Annotated in this window: 18 protein-coding genes; 8 read left to right on the top strand and 10 right to left on the bottom strand. The window is 67.8% G+C overall.

Going from position 1 to position 15,803, the window contains the following annotated elements:
- Positions 1-19 precede the first annotated feature (19 nt).
- The gene (locus ABIA65_RS05330; RefSeq protein ID WP_241402567.1) at positions 20-511 is read right to left on the bottom strand and encodes a metallophosphoesterase family protein; all 492 of its coding nucleotides are present in this window, start codon (positions 509-511) and stop codon (positions 20-22) included.
- A 164-nt stretch (positions 512-675) separates the two neighbouring features.
- On the opposite strand from ABIA65_RS05330, the gene ABIA65_RS05325 reads away from it, so the two are divergent.
- Both ABIA65_RS05325 and ABIA65_RS05320 read left to right on the top strand, forming a co-directional pair.
- Positions 676-1,950, top strand: a complete 1,275-nt coding sequence (locus ABIA65_RS05325) for a diguanylate cyclase domain-containing protein (protein WP_354522863.1) — start codon at positions 676-678, stop codon at positions 1,948-1,950.
- 58 nt (positions 1,951-2,008) lie between these two features.
- On the top strand, positions 2,009-3,208 hold the full coding sequence (locus tag ABIA65_RS05320) for a metallophosphoesterase (RefSeq protein ID WP_354523096.1): 1,200 nt from the start codon (positions 2,009-2,011) through the stop codon (positions 3,206-3,208).
- Here ABIA65_RS05320 and ABIA65_RS05315 read toward each other — a convergent pair.
- Both ABIA65_RS05315 and ABIA65_RS05310 read right to left on the bottom strand, forming a co-directional pair.
- On the bottom strand, positions 3,193-3,489 hold the full coding sequence (locus tag ABIA65_RS05315) for a hypothetical protein (protein ID WP_241402430.1): 297 nt from the start codon (positions 3,487-3,489) through the stop codon (positions 3,193-3,195). The genes ABIA65_RS05320 and ABIA65_RS05315 overlap by 16 nt on opposite strands.
- Positions 3,490-3,576: 87 nt before the next feature.
- On the bottom strand, positions 3,577-4,725 hold the full coding sequence (locus ABIA65_RS05310) for a hypothetical protein (RefSeq protein ID WP_354522862.1): 1,149 nt from the start codon (positions 4,723-4,725) through the stop codon (positions 3,577-3,579).
- Positions 4,726-4,876: 151 nt separating this feature from the next.
- Here ABIA65_RS05310 and ABIA65_RS05305 point away from each other — a divergent pair, with 151 nt between their 5' ends.
- The 4 genes from ABIA65_RS05305 to ABIA65_RS05290 all read left to right on the top strand — a co-directional run bounded on the left by ABIA65_RS05305 (position 4,877) and on the right by ABIA65_RS05290 (position 7,536).
- Complete coding sequence (locus tag ABIA65_RS05305; protein ID WP_241402432.1) at positions 4,877-5,605, top strand: DUF899 family protein; 729 nt, start codon at positions 4,877-4,879, stop codon at positions 5,603-5,605.
- A 19-nt stretch (positions 5,606-5,624) separates the two neighbouring features.
- Positions 5,625-6,257 carry a maleylpyruvate isomerase family mycothiol-dependent enzyme gene (locus ABIA65_RS05300; RefSeq protein ID WP_354522861.1) on the top strand — a complete coding sequence of 211 codons (633 nt, stop codon included), beginning with the start codon at positions 5,625-5,627 and terminating at the stop codon, positions 6,255-6,257.
- Positions 6,258-6,330: 73 nt separating this feature from the next.
- The gene (locus tag ABIA65_RS05295; RefSeq protein ID WP_241402434.1) at positions 6,331-6,750 is read left to right on the top strand and encodes a pyridoxamine 5'-phosphate oxidase family protein; all 420 of its coding nucleotides are present in this window, start codon (positions 6,331-6,333) and stop codon (positions 6,748-6,750) included.
- A 33-nt stretch (positions 6,751-6,783) separates the two neighbouring features.
- Positions 6,784-7,536 (top strand): alpha/beta hydrolase family protein, encoded by a 753-nt coding sequence (locus ABIA65_RS05290; RefSeq protein WP_354523095.1) that lies wholly within the window; start codon positions 6,784-6,786, stop codon positions 7,534-7,536.
- Between the two features lie 18 nt (positions 7,537-7,554).
- Here the strand turns inward: ABIA65_RS05290 and ABIA65_RS05285 are convergent, their stop codons facing one another.
- From ABIA65_RS05285 to ABIA65_RS05265, 5 genes are all read right to left on the bottom strand, one after another.
- Positions 7,555-8,778 carry a Dyp-type peroxidase gene (locus tag ABIA65_RS05285; protein ID WP_354522860.1) on the bottom strand — a complete coding sequence of 408 codons (1,224 nt, stop codon included), beginning with the start codon at positions 8,776-8,778 and terminating at the stop codon, positions 7,555-7,557.
- Positions 8,771-9,268, bottom strand: coding sequence for a copper chaperone PCu(A)C (locus tag ABIA65_RS05280; RefSeq protein ID WP_502919520.1), 498 nt, complete (start codon positions 9,266-9,268; stop codon positions 8,771-8,773). The genes ABIA65_RS05285 and ABIA65_RS05280 overlap by 8 nt, the downstream gene beginning before the upstream one ends.
- A complete protein-coding gene (locus ABIA65_RS05275) occupies positions 9,261-10,688 on the bottom strand; it encodes a PepSY-associated TM helix domain-containing protein (protein ID WP_354522859.1) in 1,428 nt (475 codons plus the stop codon). The genes ABIA65_RS05280 and ABIA65_RS05275 overlap by 8 nt, the downstream gene beginning before the upstream one ends.
- A gap of 117 nt (positions 10,689-10,805) precedes the next feature.
- The gene (locus ABIA65_RS05270; protein ID WP_354522858.1) at positions 10,806-11,354 is read right to left on the bottom strand and encodes a hypothetical protein; all 549 of its coding nucleotides are present in this window, start codon (positions 11,352-11,354) and stop codon (positions 10,806-10,808) included.
- 59 nt (positions 11,355-11,413) lie between these two features.
- Positions 11,414-12,376: a DNA polymerase domain-containing protein gene (locus ABIA65_RS05265; protein WP_354522857.1), complete on the bottom strand. Its 963-nt coding sequence runs from the start codon at positions 12,374-12,376 to the stop codon at positions 11,414-11,416.
- Between the two features lie 79 nt (positions 12,377-12,455).
- Between ABIA65_RS05265 and ABIA65_RS05260 the strand changes: the two genes are divergently transcribed.
- On the top strand, positions 12,456-12,947 hold the full coding sequence (locus ABIA65_RS05260; protein ID WP_354522856.1) for a MarR family winged helix-turn-helix transcriptional regulator: 492 nt from the start codon (positions 12,456-12,458) through the stop codon (positions 12,945-12,947).
- A gap of 25 nt (positions 12,948-12,972) precedes the next feature.
- Entirely contained in the window at positions 12,973-13,389 is a 417-nt protein-coding gene (locus ABIA65_RS05255) for a DUF5313 domain-containing protein (protein ID WP_241402441.1), read from the top strand.
- Between the two features lie 18 nt (positions 13,390-13,407).
- On the opposite strand, the gene ABIA65_RS05250 is transcribed toward ABIA65_RS05255, so the two are convergent.
- Together ABIA65_RS05250 and ABIA65_RS05245 are read right to left on the bottom strand one after the other, a co-directional pair.
- Entirely contained in the window at positions 13,408-14,739 is a 1,332-nt protein-coding gene (locus ABIA65_RS05250; RefSeq protein ID WP_354523093.1) for an MFS transporter, read from the bottom strand.
- 129 nt (positions 14,740-14,868) lie between these two features.
- The gene (locus tag ABIA65_RS05245) at positions 14,869-15,795 is read right to left on the bottom strand and encodes an arginase family protein (RefSeq protein ID WP_354522855.1); all 927 of its coding nucleotides are present in this window, start codon (positions 15,793-15,795) and stop codon (positions 14,869-14,871) included.
- Positions 15,796-15,803 lie beyond the last annotated feature (8 nt).

Genomic DNA, 15,803 nt, shown 5'->3' with positions numbered 1-15,803 from the left:
CTCACCCGCGCGAGGTAGGTCAGATCTGGTGCAGCACCACGTCGGTCAATGTGGCGTCAGCGACAGTAGCCGTCATATACGTGCAGAACGGCTGGCGACGACGATCGGTGGGCGACCCGGGATTGAGCAGCCGCAGACCGGTGTCGGCCGTCGTGTCCCACGGGATGTGGCTGTGTCCGAACACCAGGACGTCGGTATCGGGGTAGCGCCTCGCCATCCGGGCGTCCCGCCCGCCCGAGGCCCCCGTCTCGTGCGTCACGGTGAACCGCACACCGCCAAGGTTCTCGTCGGCCCGCTCGGGCAGCCGACGACGCAACTCCTCGCCGTCGTTGTTACCCCAGCAGGCGACCAGCCGTTGAGCCCGGCGCTCCAGGTCGTCCAGCAGCGACACGTCGATCCAGTCCCCGGCGTGGATCACGACATCGGCACGTGGGACCTCATCCCACACCACGGCGGGCAGGTCTGCAGCACGTGTGGGCACATGCGTGTCCGCGATGAGTAAAAGCCTCACGCCGCCACGGTATCGCGCGGTCCGCTCGCAGAATCAGCCCGCACATTGCAAATTCATGTCCAGAGCGAGCAAGATGCTCTTGCAGCAAGAACCGGTCGACCTCGACCGGGCAGCAACGGGCGGTCGACCTGGGAGGACACAAGCTGACACCGCAACGCCGATGGGTGGCCGCAGCCGGCGGGCTCGGGCTCGTCGCCTTCGCGGGGTGGCTGCTGTTGGACCTCGGTGGACCAGCGGCGAACTCCGTGAGTGCCGCGCTGGGCGGTATCGCCTTCAGCGTGTTCGCGACCGGATGCGCGTTCTTCGCGACCATGCGTGTTCGCGGCAGACAGCGCGCCGCGTGGACGTGCCTGACCGTCGGGCTCGCCAGTTATGCGGTGGGCGACGTGCTCTGGACGTATCTAAACCTGGCGGGTTACGGCAGCTCCCCGGCCGTGATGCTGGCGGACGTCAGCTATCTGGTGTTCCCGGTCAGCATCTGCGCCGCGGCTCTCATCAGCCCCGAGGGCGCTGGTACACGCTCGGGACTGCGCCTTGTGCTGGACGGGATGATCATCGCGACGTCGACGTTCATCATCCTGTGGTCGCTCGTCCTACGCGATCTGTTCGCGGGCTCGGCGTCATCCACGATGAAGTTCGCCCTATCGGTCGCCTATCCGTTCACCGACCTCGTCGTGGTCGCCATCGCGCTCATGGTTGTCACCAAGGGCATCAACGGGTTTCGACTTCCGCTGAGGCTCTTCGCCGCCGGGATCGTCATTCTCGCGGCGGCCAACGCCATGTACGTCTATCTCGCCGCGAACGACCGCGAGACCACCGATCTGGTTCGCCTCGGCTGGGCGAGCGGGATGTACCTGGCCGGACTGGCCGCACTGTCATCCGAACCCCGGCCGGCACCCCTGGCACAACCACGCACACTGTCGAAGCTCTCGCTGTGGCTGCCCTACCTACCGCTACCGTTCGCCGTGGCCCTAGGGGTCCGCGAACTCTGGCCGCAGATCGGGTACACCGGGCCGGTCCTCGGTGCCGGCCTGCTGCTGGTGTTCACCGCGCTGTTGCGCCAGTTCCTGCTCCTCGACGAGAACCGGACCCTGCGCGTCACCGTCGCCGATATCGCGTTACGCGATCCAGTCACCGACCTTGCCAACCGTGCGCTGTTCAATGACCGGTTGACGCATGCGATGCAGTTTCGGGCTCGCAACGCCGTGCCCGTCGCGGTGCTATTGGCCGACATCGACGATTTCAAGCTCGTCAACGACAGCCTGGGCCACCCGGTCGGCGACCTACTGCTCCGCGCGGTCGGCGACCGGATCCAGGGACGGCTGCCCCTGGTTGCCGCCGGCGCACCCGGTGATGACCAGAAGCAGGACACCCACCATGGCCAGCAGTCGAACGGTTCGTCCCCCCACGCTCATCTCTCGACCATACCGACGAGATGATCTTGGTTGCTGGCGTTGCTGGGTGCGGTTTCGGCAGGGGCAGTGTGCAATGAGTGGCATGTTCATCGTCATCCTCAGCGCGATCCTCGGGCTCATGACGGTGTACCTGTGGAAACGCTTGGTCAAGGACACGACTGCACCGGGACGCGTGCGGTGGATCCTCACGGCTGTCCTGCTCGCGCTCACCGTCCTGCTGCTGGCGACGCTGGTCCTGCCTCGTGTCACCGGGGTGCCCGAGGCGGCGTGGTTGGCGTGGCCGGGCTACCTCTGGTTGGGGCTCCTGGCCTACCTCTTCCTCACGCTGCTCGTGCTGGAGCCGGTCCGGCTCGTGGCATGGGCCTTGCTGAAGCGCGCGCGACCGGACGCCGTCGCGGCTGCCCCGACGACCACGCCCGAGCCTGCGCCCGAGTCCGCGCCTGCGGTGAACCGGCGGGTCTTCATCGCGCGCGCCAGCGCCGTCGCCGCTGGCGCGGCGTCGGTGGGTCTGGTCGCTGCCGGTGCCGCCAATGCACTCGGTCCACCGGACCTGTTGAGGGTGCCGGTACGACTGCGCAGGCTCGATCCGGCGTTCAACGGATTCCGGATCGCCGTGGTGTCCGATGTACACCTCGGTCCGTTGTCTGGCCGCGCGCACACTGAGCGAATCGTCAGGATGATCAACGAGGCCGAGCCGGACCTCGTGGCGATCGTGGGGGATCTGGTCGACGGCACCGTCGAGCAGCTCGGTGCAGCCGCGGAACCGTTGCGGGACTTGAACTCCCGTGAGGGGACGTTCTTCGTCACCGGTAACCACGAGTACTTCGTCGACGACACGTCCTCCTGGCTGCGCGAGCTGGAGCGGCTCGGCGTGCAGCCACTGCAGAACGAGAACACCGCGATCCGGCGCGGTGGCGCCGCGTTCGACCTGGTCGGCGTCAACGACATCGCGGGCGACTCGCGATCAACTCCACCCGACTTCGAGCGAGCGTTGACCGGAGTGGATCTCTCGGGGCCAACAGTCCTGCTCGCACACCAACCGGTTCAGGTGGTTGACGCCGCCGCACGCGGGGTGGACCTGCAACTGTCCGGGCACACCCACGGTGGACAGATGTGGCCGTTCCACTACGTCGTCGGCGCTGTCCAGCCGTCCCTTGCCGGGCTGTCAACGGTGAGCGACACTCAGCTCTACGTCTCGCGGGGTGCAGGGTTCTGGGGGCCACCGGTCCGGGTCGGCGCGCCCCCGGACATCTCGGTGTTGACCCTTCAGTCCGACGCGTAGGCGCTGGTAACGGCTCGCCTCCCCGAGTTCAAGTAGTGGCTGACCCAGTCCGCCGAGGCGAACTCACCGAATCGCCGCGGTTCGTCGATGGCCTCGCGGCTCCACTGGCCGTCGTGGCTCCGGATCGACAGGATCACCGGGCCGACGAAGATGCTGCCGCTGAAGGTGAGCTGTTGAATGCGTCCGTCGTCGGTCTGCACCTCGACGTCGTAGCTGACGTGCCCCCCATGTCCGGCGACGCGCTTGATCTGACGGATGGTCGCGATATCTCTGCTCGGCATTAATTACCCCCCACGTCAACACTCGGGCATCGAGGGCGTCACGTCAACACCGAACTCTGCTTATGGAGACGCGGTAGCGGCCGGGCGTCAGCAGGACAGTCCGGGCAGCGAGTCGCCTCGGACGACACTCAGATTCGGCGGAACCAACTTGTTGGGGACAACACCGACGTCAACGGCAATGGTGCCGCCGTCGGCACCGCGCGTGAGGTTGGCCAGGTAGGTGACCGCCCCCGAGCGTGTGTCAACCACGGCCGTGTACGCATCGCGGGCACTGCCCTCACGCGGCCCCCGGTCGATGACCACGTACGGTCCCGCCACCGACACCGAAGGCACACTCAGCCTGATCGGCGCGACGACTTCGCCTGTGACACGTACCAATCCGGAATCAGGTGACCACCACGCGACACCGGTGCCGCCTTCATCGAGCCCAGTGAGCCAGGCGTAGGCGGTGCCATCCGACGCGACGGACACCCGGTCCTGGCCGTGGCCGACCGACTCGGCGACTGCGGGCGGCAGCGTGCCGTCGATCTTCATCTGCGGCATTCCCGGGCCCTCGCGGGACCAGGTGAGCCCGGCTGCGGAGGTACGAAGGTCACGCGCGGAGTCAGACCGCACCTCGTCGACCGTGTCCGTCGCGAGGTCGTAGGAGCTGAGCGTGGTGGTGTCATCGTCGGGGGACTCGTGGGTGAGCCAGTACACCTTGCCGTCGAACGCGGCGACCGAGTCGATGGCGTTGCGGCCCGTCGTGTAGTCGGCCATGCTCCGCTGTGCGATGGTCCGCACCGGCCCACCCTGTCGATCGACCACGTCGATCCTGATCAACCCCGGTAGCACCCCGTTGGATCCGCGTGGGATGCGGTCCACGCCGATGACGATCCAGCGGTCGTCGACCGCCGCGAAACCCACGTCGTTCTTGTCGGGGTCGGGGACGGGGTAGATCTCGGCGGCCGAGCTGTCGGCACCGACCAACAGCACGTCGCGGGTGTCGCCGTTGTCGCGAACCGCGATGACCTCGCCGACCCGACTGACCGCCAACGGCAGCGTCGAGACGCCGCCCGTGTCGACTCTGCCCGCGTCGATCGCCGACTGCCAGGCCGCGGGGACTGCCACCTCACAGAACGGACGCTCGGTCGCTTGAGGCTCCGCAGGCGGCGTGTCCGTACATGCCGCGGTCGCCGCCACCGTCAGTGCCGCGATCGCCGCGGCGCAGACGCGAATGCGCAGTGAACCAGCCATCAATCCGACCTCCCCAGCCGACCGCCCTGCGCGCAGGGTAACGCCGCCATCCCACGTTGGAACGCTCGATTGTGGCGATGAGTTGTGCTCGCCTTCGCGGTCTACCCATTCAGACCGCACCGAACGCGGCGCCCAGGACCAGGAGGTGACCATGATCGCGAGGGAGGCGACGTACCCGCTGCCCGCCGTCGTAGGCCGGCCAGCGTGGCAGGCCGAAGTCGATCGGCTGACCGAGCGCGAGAAGGCGCACACACGGGAGGGCGATGCCATCGCCGCGGCGAGACGACGGCTGCCGATGGTGGAGGTCGACGCCCGGATTCCGCTGATCGGGGCAGACGGACCGGTGCCATTGGTGGACGTCTTCGAGGGACGCCGACAGTTGCTCGTCTACCTGCACATGTGGCACGACGGGAAACCGGCCACCGACCAGTGCGAGGGCTGCACCTTCTTCACCGGTCATGCCCAGGAGCTGTCCTACCTGCACAGTCGCGACGTCACGTACGCGACGTTCTGTGAGGGCCCCTATGCCGAGAGCGCGCGGTATCGCGACTTCATGGGATGGACGATGCCGTGGTATTCGCTGACCGAGGCAACTGAGCTGCTCGCGGGCCGATCGGTCGGCTTCTACGCCTGCTACCTGCGCGACGGCGACCGGGTGTTCGAGACCTACTGGTCTACCGGCCGCGGCACCGAGGCGGGCGCCAACAGCTACCACCTCCTTGATCTCACCGTCTACGGGCGACAGGAGACGTGGGAGGACTCGCCGGAGGGTTGGCCACAGTCGTATGCGACTGCGGGACAACAGTTCCGGCTGAACGGTCGACCGACGTCGCAGTGGTCACGCCTGGCGGCTGGGCGCTCCGACGATCTCAGCGGCTGACGGGGCGGGAGCAGAGGCGATGGTGAACCGATCGGAGGTGTGGCCAATAGTGCACGCCGAACGCGCACGGCTGGTGGCGGACCTGCGGTGCATTCCCGACACGGCGTGGGCGACACCGTCGCTGTGTGACGGCTGGAACGTGCACGACGTCGTGGCACACCTCGTGGACAGTGCGAAGACATCGCGGTTCGGCTTCATCGCGCGGATGATTCGGGCGCGCTTGGACTTCGACCGCGACAACGATCTCGGCGTTCGTCGACGGCGGGCCGATGACCCGCGCACGACACTCGAGGCGTTGCGCGCGGTGTCCGACTGGACGCTGACGCCTCCGGCCCCGTTGGCGACGCGTCTCGTCGAGGCATTCGTCCACGGTGAGGACATCCGGCGGCCCCTCGGGATCGCGGCCGCCTACCCGCTGCACGCGGTGGTGACGGCCCTGACCTACCAGGCCAGGACGGGTGCGGTGATGGGCGGCGGACGCGAGCGCATCGATGGCCTCCGTCTGGTCGCCACCGACTCGGCTCTGACCCATGGACATGGACCGCAGGTGAGGGGACGGTCGATCGATCTACTCATGGCAGTCTCCGGCAGACCGGTCCCCGTCGACGCCCTCGACGGTCCGGGTGCCGCGATGCTCGTCGGGTCGGTTTGATGCCCTCGGGGAATCGGCCGGACCGGGTGTGGGTTGCACTCGGGGAACCCGAGCTGTCGAAAGGATCTCCTCAATGGCGAAGATGAACGCCGACGAGCGCGAAGCGTTCCTTGCGGATCTACACGTAGGTGTGGTCGCGGTGGAGCGGCAGGACCGAGCACCGTTGGCGGTGCCCATCTGGTACGGCTACCAGCCCGGCGGCGAGGTGCTGCTGTGGACCGACGCCGGAACCGTCAAGGAGAAGTTGATCCGGGCCGCCGGGCGATTCGCGATCTCGGTCCAGGTGGAGACGCCGCCATATCGCTATGTCACAGCGGAGGGGCCGGTCACGGGGATCGAACCCGCCGAGGACGCGACGGTGCGCGCGATCGCGATCCGCTATCTCGGTGAGGAGGAGGGCAACGCCTTCACCGACGAGAACCTCGGGTCGAACTCCGTCATCATCCGGATGCGCCCGGAGCAGTGGCTGAGCACCGACTACTCCAAGGACTAATCCGGGGAGAGTGTCGGTGACAAAATGACGCTCGTGGCCGAGCGCATCAGGTTTCCCAGCACGACGGGCCCCGAGCTGGCGGGTGTCATCGAACCGCCGCGCGGGGAACTCCGTGGCTGGGGTGTCTTCGCCCACGGGTTCACCCTCGGCAAGGACTGCCCTGCGGCGAACCGGATGTGCAAACAGCTCGCGAGCGAGGGCATCGGAATGCTGCGCTTCGACAACCTCGGGCTGGGCGACTCCGACGGTGACTGGGGCGACGGTTCGTTCTCGCACAAGGTCGCCGACACCGTGCGCGCAGTGGAGGTGATGAACGCGTCGGGCCGCGAGGTGCGACTGCTCGTCGGGCACTCCTTCGGCGGGGCTGCGGCGATCGCCGCAGCCCACCACTGCGACACCGTCGCCGCGGTGGTCAGCGTCGGCGCGCCCTACGACCCCGCCCACGTCGAACGCAACTACGACGCGCTGATCCACCGGATCGAGGCCGACGGTGAGGCACCCTTCCCCGTCGGTGGCAAGGCCCTGACACTCAAGCGGCACTTCGTCGAGGACGTCCGTGCCGCCGATCTGACGGAGCTGATCCGCACGTTGCGCCGTGCGCTGCTGGTGATGCACTCACCGACCGACAACACCGTGGGCATCGCGAACGCCAGCGAGATCTTCCGAACCGCACGGCACCCAAGGAGTTTCGTCTCACTCGAGGGGGCCGACCACCTGCTCACCGGCAAAAACCAGGCCGCCAGGGCAGCCAGAATCATCAGCGCCTGGGTGGATCCCTATCTGTGAGCAGGTGACGCCTCGATCTCACCCCGATCCCTCCAGTAGCGACTGACCGAGGTAGCCGCCGTCGCTGGCACCAGGCAGTATCGCGAAGACGGCCGAACCGATCGTGGTGATCCAGCGGTTGAGCGCATCGGCTGCCGCGAGCCGCTGCTGCACCGGTGTGAACTGCGCCGCGGGGTTCCGTTGGTACACAGCGAATATCAGACCGCTGTCGGTCGTCTGACCCGTGTCCGGGGGATCGTCGTAGTTGTAGGGCCTGCGCAGGAACTGCTCGTCGGCGGTGCGGTGCCTCGCCAGAGCGATGTGCGCATTGGGTGGAATGACGGGAATCCCGTTCGCAGTGGCGGACAGATCGGGTTCGTCGGACTCGAGTCGGCCGGTCAGCGGCGCGCCGGTGTCGAGTCGCCGGCCGACGGTGAACTCCTTGCTTGCGCGATCCAGTTCATCCCAGGTGTCCATCTCGGCGCGGATGCGCCGCAACACCAGCACGGTGCCGCCGGCGAACCAGGGTTGGGTGGTCCCGTCGTCCCACACGTTGCGATCCAGCCCCGCCGTGTCGCGGATGTTGACGGTGCCGTCGACCTGACCCATCAGGTTGCGCATCGAGGTGCCGGACTGGTCGGCTCCGTGAGCGTTGCGAAAGCCGCTCTGCCGCCACCGTTGTGACGTCAGCGCGCGCACGTTCTTGAGCAGGACCCGGCTGGCGTGGGCGATCACGGCGGGATCGTCCGCGCAGAGCTGTAACAGCAGATCGCCTCCGCACCAACGAGGCTCGAGGTGGTCGGTGGTGAAGCCCGGCAGCTCGGCGACCGGTGCGGGTCGCCGAGCGCCGAGGCCAATGCTGTCGAACACGCCCGGTCCGAGGCCGACTGTGACTGTGAGCCGAGCGGGACGCCGTGCGAGCTCGGGCTCGGTGTCGGCCAGGCCGGGCATGCCCTGAGTCAGCCGCTCAGCATCCGAACTCCACAGTTTCAGTACCGCAGCGAGCGTCTCACGCGGGCTGCGGTGAGCCTGAGGTGCCAAGTCGAGCCCAATGAACAGCGCGTGCGCCTGCGGCTGCGTGGCGACACCACTCTGATGCGCGCCGAAGAACGGTTCGGTCCGACTACCGAAACCATCTACCGCCGTGGCGGATCGGGCGGCACCACACTGCGTCACGGCAGCGCCCGCGGCCAGTGCGGCGGCACTCCCGGCGAGCAGTCTGCGCCGGTTGACCGCGAACCCGCGTCGTGCCGGGTCAGCCATGGTATTCCTCGCCGGCGCCCGCGAAGTCGCGGACCTGCGCGGTGAAGGGCAGCGTCGAGCCGTCCTCGAACTCGACCGTCAGCGTGACGTCGGCGCCGGGTGGCAGCGGCGCCACCAGGTCCATCAGCATCAGGTGATCACCGCCGGGCACCAGGTCGTGCGTGCCCCCGGCCGGAATCGACACACCGCCGGCCTTGGGGCGCATGGTCTTTGTACCCGCGCCGTCGGTGGTCACCTCGTGAAGTTCCACGCGGTCGGCAGCCGGTGAAAGTGCCGAGACGATGCGGGCATCGTGATGACCCGCGTTCGTGAACGTGCCGAACACCGATGTCATGCCCATATCCGCCGAACTCGCCCACTGCTCACCGATGGTGACGGACCCCGCCATCGGCGCCTCGTCATGACCCGCGGGCGACGTACAGCCAACAGCCGTCCACGCCACCAGCGCCATCGAGATGTACAGCCGTGCCCGCCTCGTCGTGTCACGCATCATTGCCCTCTTCCTGTGTCATGTTGGATGCCTTGTGCCGCTTGATCATTGAGATGGCGATGTCAGCGGCCACGAATGCGGCCAGGCTGAGCCCGAGCAGCGGCAGGAACCAGCCGATGCCGACCACGGCGACCGCCAGGCCGGCGATGGCTGGCCGGGAGAGCCGTCGAACTCCGCCGCGCGTCGGTGGTCGGCCCACGGCCCATGCCGAACCACGAGTGGGACGGCGCTGCCACCACATTCGGTAGCCGCGGGCGATGACGGTCAGCAGCCCGACCGCGACCCCGAGCAACACGAGCTGGTTGAGCAGTCCGAACAGCAGGCCCATGTGGGCGCGAATGCCCCAGTCGGCCAGCTTGGCCACCAGTGAGTAGTCCCGCCAAAAATCGATCTCGCCGGAAACCGTGAGTTGGTCGGGATCGATCGATGCGGCGTTGGTGGTCAACCGGTACGGCGCGTCGATCTCGGTCACCCCGACGGCCTGGCCCCCCTCGGTGGGCAGCGTGAGCTCCAGCGGGACGTGCACGCCTGCGCCCGCCGCGGCCGCGAGCACGGCGTCGTAGTCGATCGATGCCGGATCGCCCGTCGCGTGGGCCGGCGCGGTGCCGCCGTGACCAGCGTGCTCCAGCGCCGTGTCCAGTTGCGGGCGTTGCCAACTCAACGCCGTCCTGATGTCGGTGACGTGAGCACCGGCATATGTCGACCACGTGATACCCGTCGCCGACAGGAACAAGAGCCCGGCCAGCAGCCAGATCCCCGTGGTGCCGTGCCAGTTCAGGGTGCGTGCTCGGCCCGTCGCGCTGCGATCCACCGACAGCACCCGGCCCGCGCGGTTGCGGCGTCGCTCACCGGCCGCCTTGACCAGCCACAGATACAGGCCGCCGAGTGCCACCACCCACAGCCACGATGCGGCGAGTTCGCTGTAGATGCGGCCGGGCTCACCGAGATTCAGGTGGCGGTGCAGCCCGTCGAGCCAGGTGCTCAGCGGCAGATAGCCGAGCCATGTCGCCTCGTCACCGAGCACGCGCCCCGTGTAGGGGTCGACGAACACGGCGCGCGACCACTCCTCATCGAGTGTCGGATCGCTGAAGTAGACGCGCGTGGACTCGGTACCGGTGGCGGGCGGCCGCATGCCGGTCATCGTCAGATCCGGGAACGCATTACGTGCGGCCGCGGCCTGGTCACGCAACGGCAGTGGTTCCCCGGTCGGCTCCACGAACAGGACGTCGTCGTAGACGAACCTCTCCATCGTGGGGGCCAGTGCGTAGAGGCCACCGGTCACTGCGGCGACCAGTATGAACGGGGCCACCAGGACGCCAGCGTAGAAGTGCAGCCGGACGATCAGCGGTCGCCAACTGCGTTGGGTCGGCGGTGGAGGGGAGGTGTCTTTGGGAATGGTTGTGTCTTTGGGAATGGTCATGTTTCTCAAGCCTTTTGCAGTCGTTGAGCTGCGAGATGAGCCGCGCGGTGGCGTGCTCGATCGGGGCGCGATCGCGTGTTCGGCGAGGGCCCGGCGAGTGAGATGTAGAGACGACCGCTATGCGGTCGCGGAGACCAGCCGAGGCGGAGCCCGCATGCCCAGGCCAGGGAAGTGCAGAACCGGCCGCGCGACGACGACACTGGTCATACGGCACGACGGCCGGGAGACCGGCTCGGCGGCCGATATCGCAAAAAGCCGCAGCCAGCACAGCACTGAGCAGCAGACGACGTAAAGGTGCTCGACGGCGGTGATGGCGACGGCGAGCAGGACGGCGGCCGCGGCGTGGGTCGCGAGCATCGAGGGACTCAGCCCCAGCCAATGGCCGCCGTGGTGGTGGCCGCCCGCCATCGCGAGGGACACGTGGCCCAGGAGCTGGGCGGCGCCAAGGGCGGCGGCGGTGCTCAGCGGCCGGCTCGCGCGTCCGTCGAATCGGGTGCAGCCGCACAGTGCGCCCACCGCGGCACACACCAGCAGTGCAATGAGGAGGGCGGCACCGCGCGGCATCCCGCCGCCAGCCGCCGAGTGGGCTCCGGTCGTGACGACCGCCGAAGACGCCCCGACCAGGGCGCCGCGCACCCAGCGGGCGCGTGACTTCGGCGTGCTCACCCGCCGCACCTTACCGCCGCCACTACTACAACGCCTAGTAGACCCGGGATGGGCTTGTTCTACCCCGTGCCGCCCTCGGCCCGCCGAGCCCGGGCGCGTCGCTTGCCCTCGTGCATCGCCGCCACCCGCGCGACAGGGATCGTCCGGCCGTGCTCGATGAGATCGGTCGGCAATCGCTGCGAGGCCGGCATCGCCTCCGCCCACGGATCGCCGCCGTCCAGCGCCTCGATCGCGGTGCGCACCGTGAAGTCGGTGGGGTGGATCCGGTCCAGATCCGACCAGGCGACGGGGAACGAAACAGGTGTGCCGGGGCGGAAGCGGGGGCTGTAGGCCGCGACGACGGTGGCGCCACCGGCGCGGGTGGAGTCCACGAAAACCCTGCCGCCGCGATCGGCCACGATGAACGCCGTCGTGGCCACATCGGGATCGAGTGCCTCGGTTCGCGCGGCCAGCGCGCGGGTGGCGGCGGCCACGTCGTCGACCGGAACGGCGTCATCGACGGGCACGAACACGTGAAGGCCCTTGGCCCCGCTCGTCTTCACCACACCGGCCAGGTCGGCGTCCCGCAGCGCCCGGTGAACCAGGTGGGCCACGGTGACCACGGCGGCGAAGTCATCGTCGGTGGGCGGATCCAGGTCGAGGACCAGGTGCGTGGGCCGGTAGACGTTATCGGCCAGGCCCAGGGTCGGGTGGTACTCGATGGCGCGCTGATTGGCCAGCCAGATCAGCGTCCGCCGGTCGTCGCACAGCGGATAGTGGACCTCTCGCTGTGAGGTCTCGGCCCACATCGACACCGTCGCGACCCACTCCGGGGTGTAGGCGGGCACGTTCTTCTGCATGAATGCGCGTCCGCGCAGCACCCGCAGCACCGTCAGTGGACGGCCGGTCAGGCCGGGCAGCAGGCGATTGGCCACCGCGTCGAGGTAGTCGACCAGGTCGCGCTTGGTCGCATTGGACTCAGCGCTCAGCGGCTGGTCGAGGTTGGTCAGCTCAACGCCGTGCCGCTGCTCCCCGGCGGTCATGGCCCCACCCTAGAGCGAAGCGGCAGCTGTGACACCTGCGACATTGTTAGTGCACTAATTAAGTGGGTACGATGAAAACATGGCCGCATCGACCGTCCCCGACGTGGATCCGCTCGCTCTCGAGCAGCAGGTGTGCTTCGCCCTGGCCGTCACCAATCGGGCCGTCCTGGCCGTCTATCGCCCGCTGCTCGAGCCGCTGGGCCTGACTCACCCGCAGTACCTGGTGATGCTGGCGCTCTGGGATCATCGCAAGGTGTCCACTGAGTCGCGGTCGCCGTTATCGGTGAAGCAGATCGCGACGGCACTGCAACTGGACTCGGCGACGCTCTCGCCGATGCTCAAGCGCCTCGAGGCGCTCGGTTTCGTCACCCGTACCCGAAGTGCGACCGACGAGCGCGCCACCGACGTGGAACTCACCGAAGCCGGAATCGCCCTGCGCGACAAGGCGCTCGACATACCGCCAACCGTCGTCGCGCGTCTCGGCGTGGACCTGCCAGAACTCGAGCGACTACACAAGGCGTTGACCCGCATCAACGTCGCCGCCCTGGCAGCGGGCGCACTCAAACCCTGAACCCCTCCGACCCACAGGAGTCACCATGGCCGCCGACAAGCCAAACCTCTGGCAGTACATCACCTACTGCTACGGGCGCAGGCTGCCCGATTCGATGCAGCGTTGGGTCGCAGAGGATCTCGCCGGTCAGGGCGCGGTCCGCCGCCACATCATCCGGATGGCGATCCCGCCGCTGCTGGCGCTCGCCCCGCTCTGGCTGATCCCGACGACGTTCTACGTCCACCTGGAGATGACGGCGCCGATCTATATCTGGGCGGTGTTGATGGCGATTGCGTTGAACAAGGTGTGGCGTCGGCACCGGCTGGCCAAGCACGGCCTTGACCCCAACCTGGTCGACGTGATCAAGCGCAAGCGTGACGCGCACATGCACGAGGATTACGAGCGCCGTTTCGGGCCACGGCCCGAGGAAGCCAAGTGGCAGAAGAACAGCAGCCCCTTCTGAGACCTGTCGTGCACCGCTCTACCGGGCACCGCTCACGTGCGCCCCGGCCGTGCGCGGCAGCCGCAGGGTCTCGATGATGGTCACGGCCATCACCGCGCCCAGTAGGAGATAGGTCAGCGAGTAGGACCCGAGCGTTGCGACGATCAGGGCGGCCACCGCGATGCCGAAACCCGCGGCGAGTTCCTGCACCGAGGCGTTGAGCGTGTTGGCGTGCGTCAGATCGTCGCCGTCGACGTCGGCGAACGCCAGGCTGTTGTAGGCGGTGAAACCGGTCGAGCGCAGCACACCGCTGACCAAGAGGACGCCAAGAATCACCACGAGTGGAAGTCCCGGGGCCAGTGCCGCGAGCAGCCCGAAACAGGCCACCGATGCCACGCCGTTGACCAGCAGCACGCGGCGGATGCCGAATCGGCGCATCAGCGGTGTGGTCGCCGGCTTGATGGCCAGGTTTCCGATGAAGAGCACCGACACCGCTAGTCCCGCCGCCAGCGGCGACCATCCGAACTCGAGCTGAAACTGCAGCGGTAGCAGGAACGGCACCGCGACGATGACCGCGCGGTACAGCGAGCCCGCCGTCACCGTGATGCGCAAGGTCGTGATGCGCAGCACTCGAAGCCGGATGAGCGGGTACTTCGAACGCAGTAGATGAAAGACCGTCGCGCCGAACAACACTCCGGCGAATACGATGCCGACGATCACCGCCTTCGGTGCGGCACCGGGTTGGCCGACGTGCTCCAGCGTGAGAAGCGCCGCGGTGATCGCCGAGCCCATCATCAGCAGCCCGCGCCAGTCCAGCGGCCGGAAGGTCGGGGTGGGTGCGCCGTGGATCAACTTGAGCGCCAACAGGAATCCGACGATGCCGATCGGGATGTTGATGAGGAAGATCCACCGCCACGACCCCACTGTCACGATCGCCCCGCCAAGCGCCACAGCGATGATGGGTGCGGCCAGCGCCGGCCAGGTCAGCAGGGCGATGGCGCGGACCAGGTCGGACTTATCGCTGTTGCGCAGCACCGCGAGCCTGCCGACGGGCACCATCATCGCGCCACCGACACCCTGCAGTACCCGCATGGCCACCAACATCGGCAGCGACACACTCGCCGCGCAACCGATCGACGCGATGGTGAACACGACGATCGCGATGATGAACACCCGCCGGATGCCGAACCTGTCGGCTAGCCAGCCACTCACGGGGATGAGCACCGCCACCGTGACCAGGTACGCCGAGATCGCGGCGCTCACATCGACGGCCGCGACGCCGAATGAGTCGGCGATGAGCGGGATCGCCGGGGCGATGATCGTCGCGTCGAGGATCTCCATGAAGAATGCGCCGGCCACCAACAGGGCCATGCCCCTGGGGAACGGTCGGGAGCTCTGCGCGTCGTTCACCGTGGTTACCGTAGTGGCGAGTCGCCACCGTCGCTGCTCAGTGATGCGGGCGGCCCATCGGCAGGATCGTCGTCAGTGCGGCGACACAGGCTATGGCGATTCGTCTGTGAGCAGGTCCACCAGCAGATCGCGCGTCCGGTTGGTCAGTGTCGCGTCGCTGTCGAGGTCGGGGCGCAGATCGGCGACGCTGATCCCGATCAGGCCGGGGCTTCGGAGCACCGGGCGCAGCGCGTCGGCCAACTGATCGAAGTCCGGACCGCCTGATTTGGGGTACGTGACCGCGGGCATGACGGCTGCGTCGAGGACGTCGACGTCGATGTGCAGCCAGACCCCCGAGGTCTCGGTGGCGAGATGGCTGGTGAGTTCCTGGACGAGCACTGCGGTATTCGAATCGCGCAGTTGCACACCGGTGATGATCTGTGTGTCAGCCGGCACTCGGTCGAGTTCCTGTTCCTGGCCTGCCGCGATGTCAGGATCGTCGCGATAACCCAGGAGCACTGTGTGTTTCGGATGCACCATCGGGCTGGTATCCGCGAGTCCGATGAGGTCAGGCGGGCCCCATCCGTTTATGACTGCGGTGCCCATGTCCGCGAGTTCGCCTGTCTCCGATGTATTCCCGTCCCAGTAGTCGGCGTGTCCGTCGGCGAGGACCAACGCGATCGTGCCGAACCGGTCGGCGGCCGCGGCGACGGCGCCTATGAGGCAGCCACAGTCCCCGCCGAGCACCAGCGGCCGACAGCGCTGTTCGTACACCGCGGCGACCGCGTCGCGGATCGACCTATTGGACTGCAGGACCTGCTCGTGGGCGAGGATTCCGGAGCGTCGGTCGCGGACGTCAGGGGCGTGGGGCGGATGGGCGTCGCCCGAATCAGGGATCCTGAGGCGATCCAGGAGCCCACTGTCGCGCAGCGCAGCGGGCGCCATTTGCTCTCCTCGCCCACTGGCCGAGCAGTCGAACGGGGATCCGATGGCGATCCATCCGGGTGCTCGACCCGACGGCGGGAACGTGTCCGACATCCTTGTGC

This window comes from Mycolicibacterium sp. 624, assembly GCF_040548615.1.
In the GTDB taxonomy this organism is placed as follows: domain Bacteria; phylum Actinomycetota; class Actinomycetes; order Mycobacteriales; family Mycobacteriaceae; genus Mycobacterium.
Note: the sequence above shows the minus strand (reverse complement) of the source record. Positions and strands in the feature narration are given on the sequence as shown.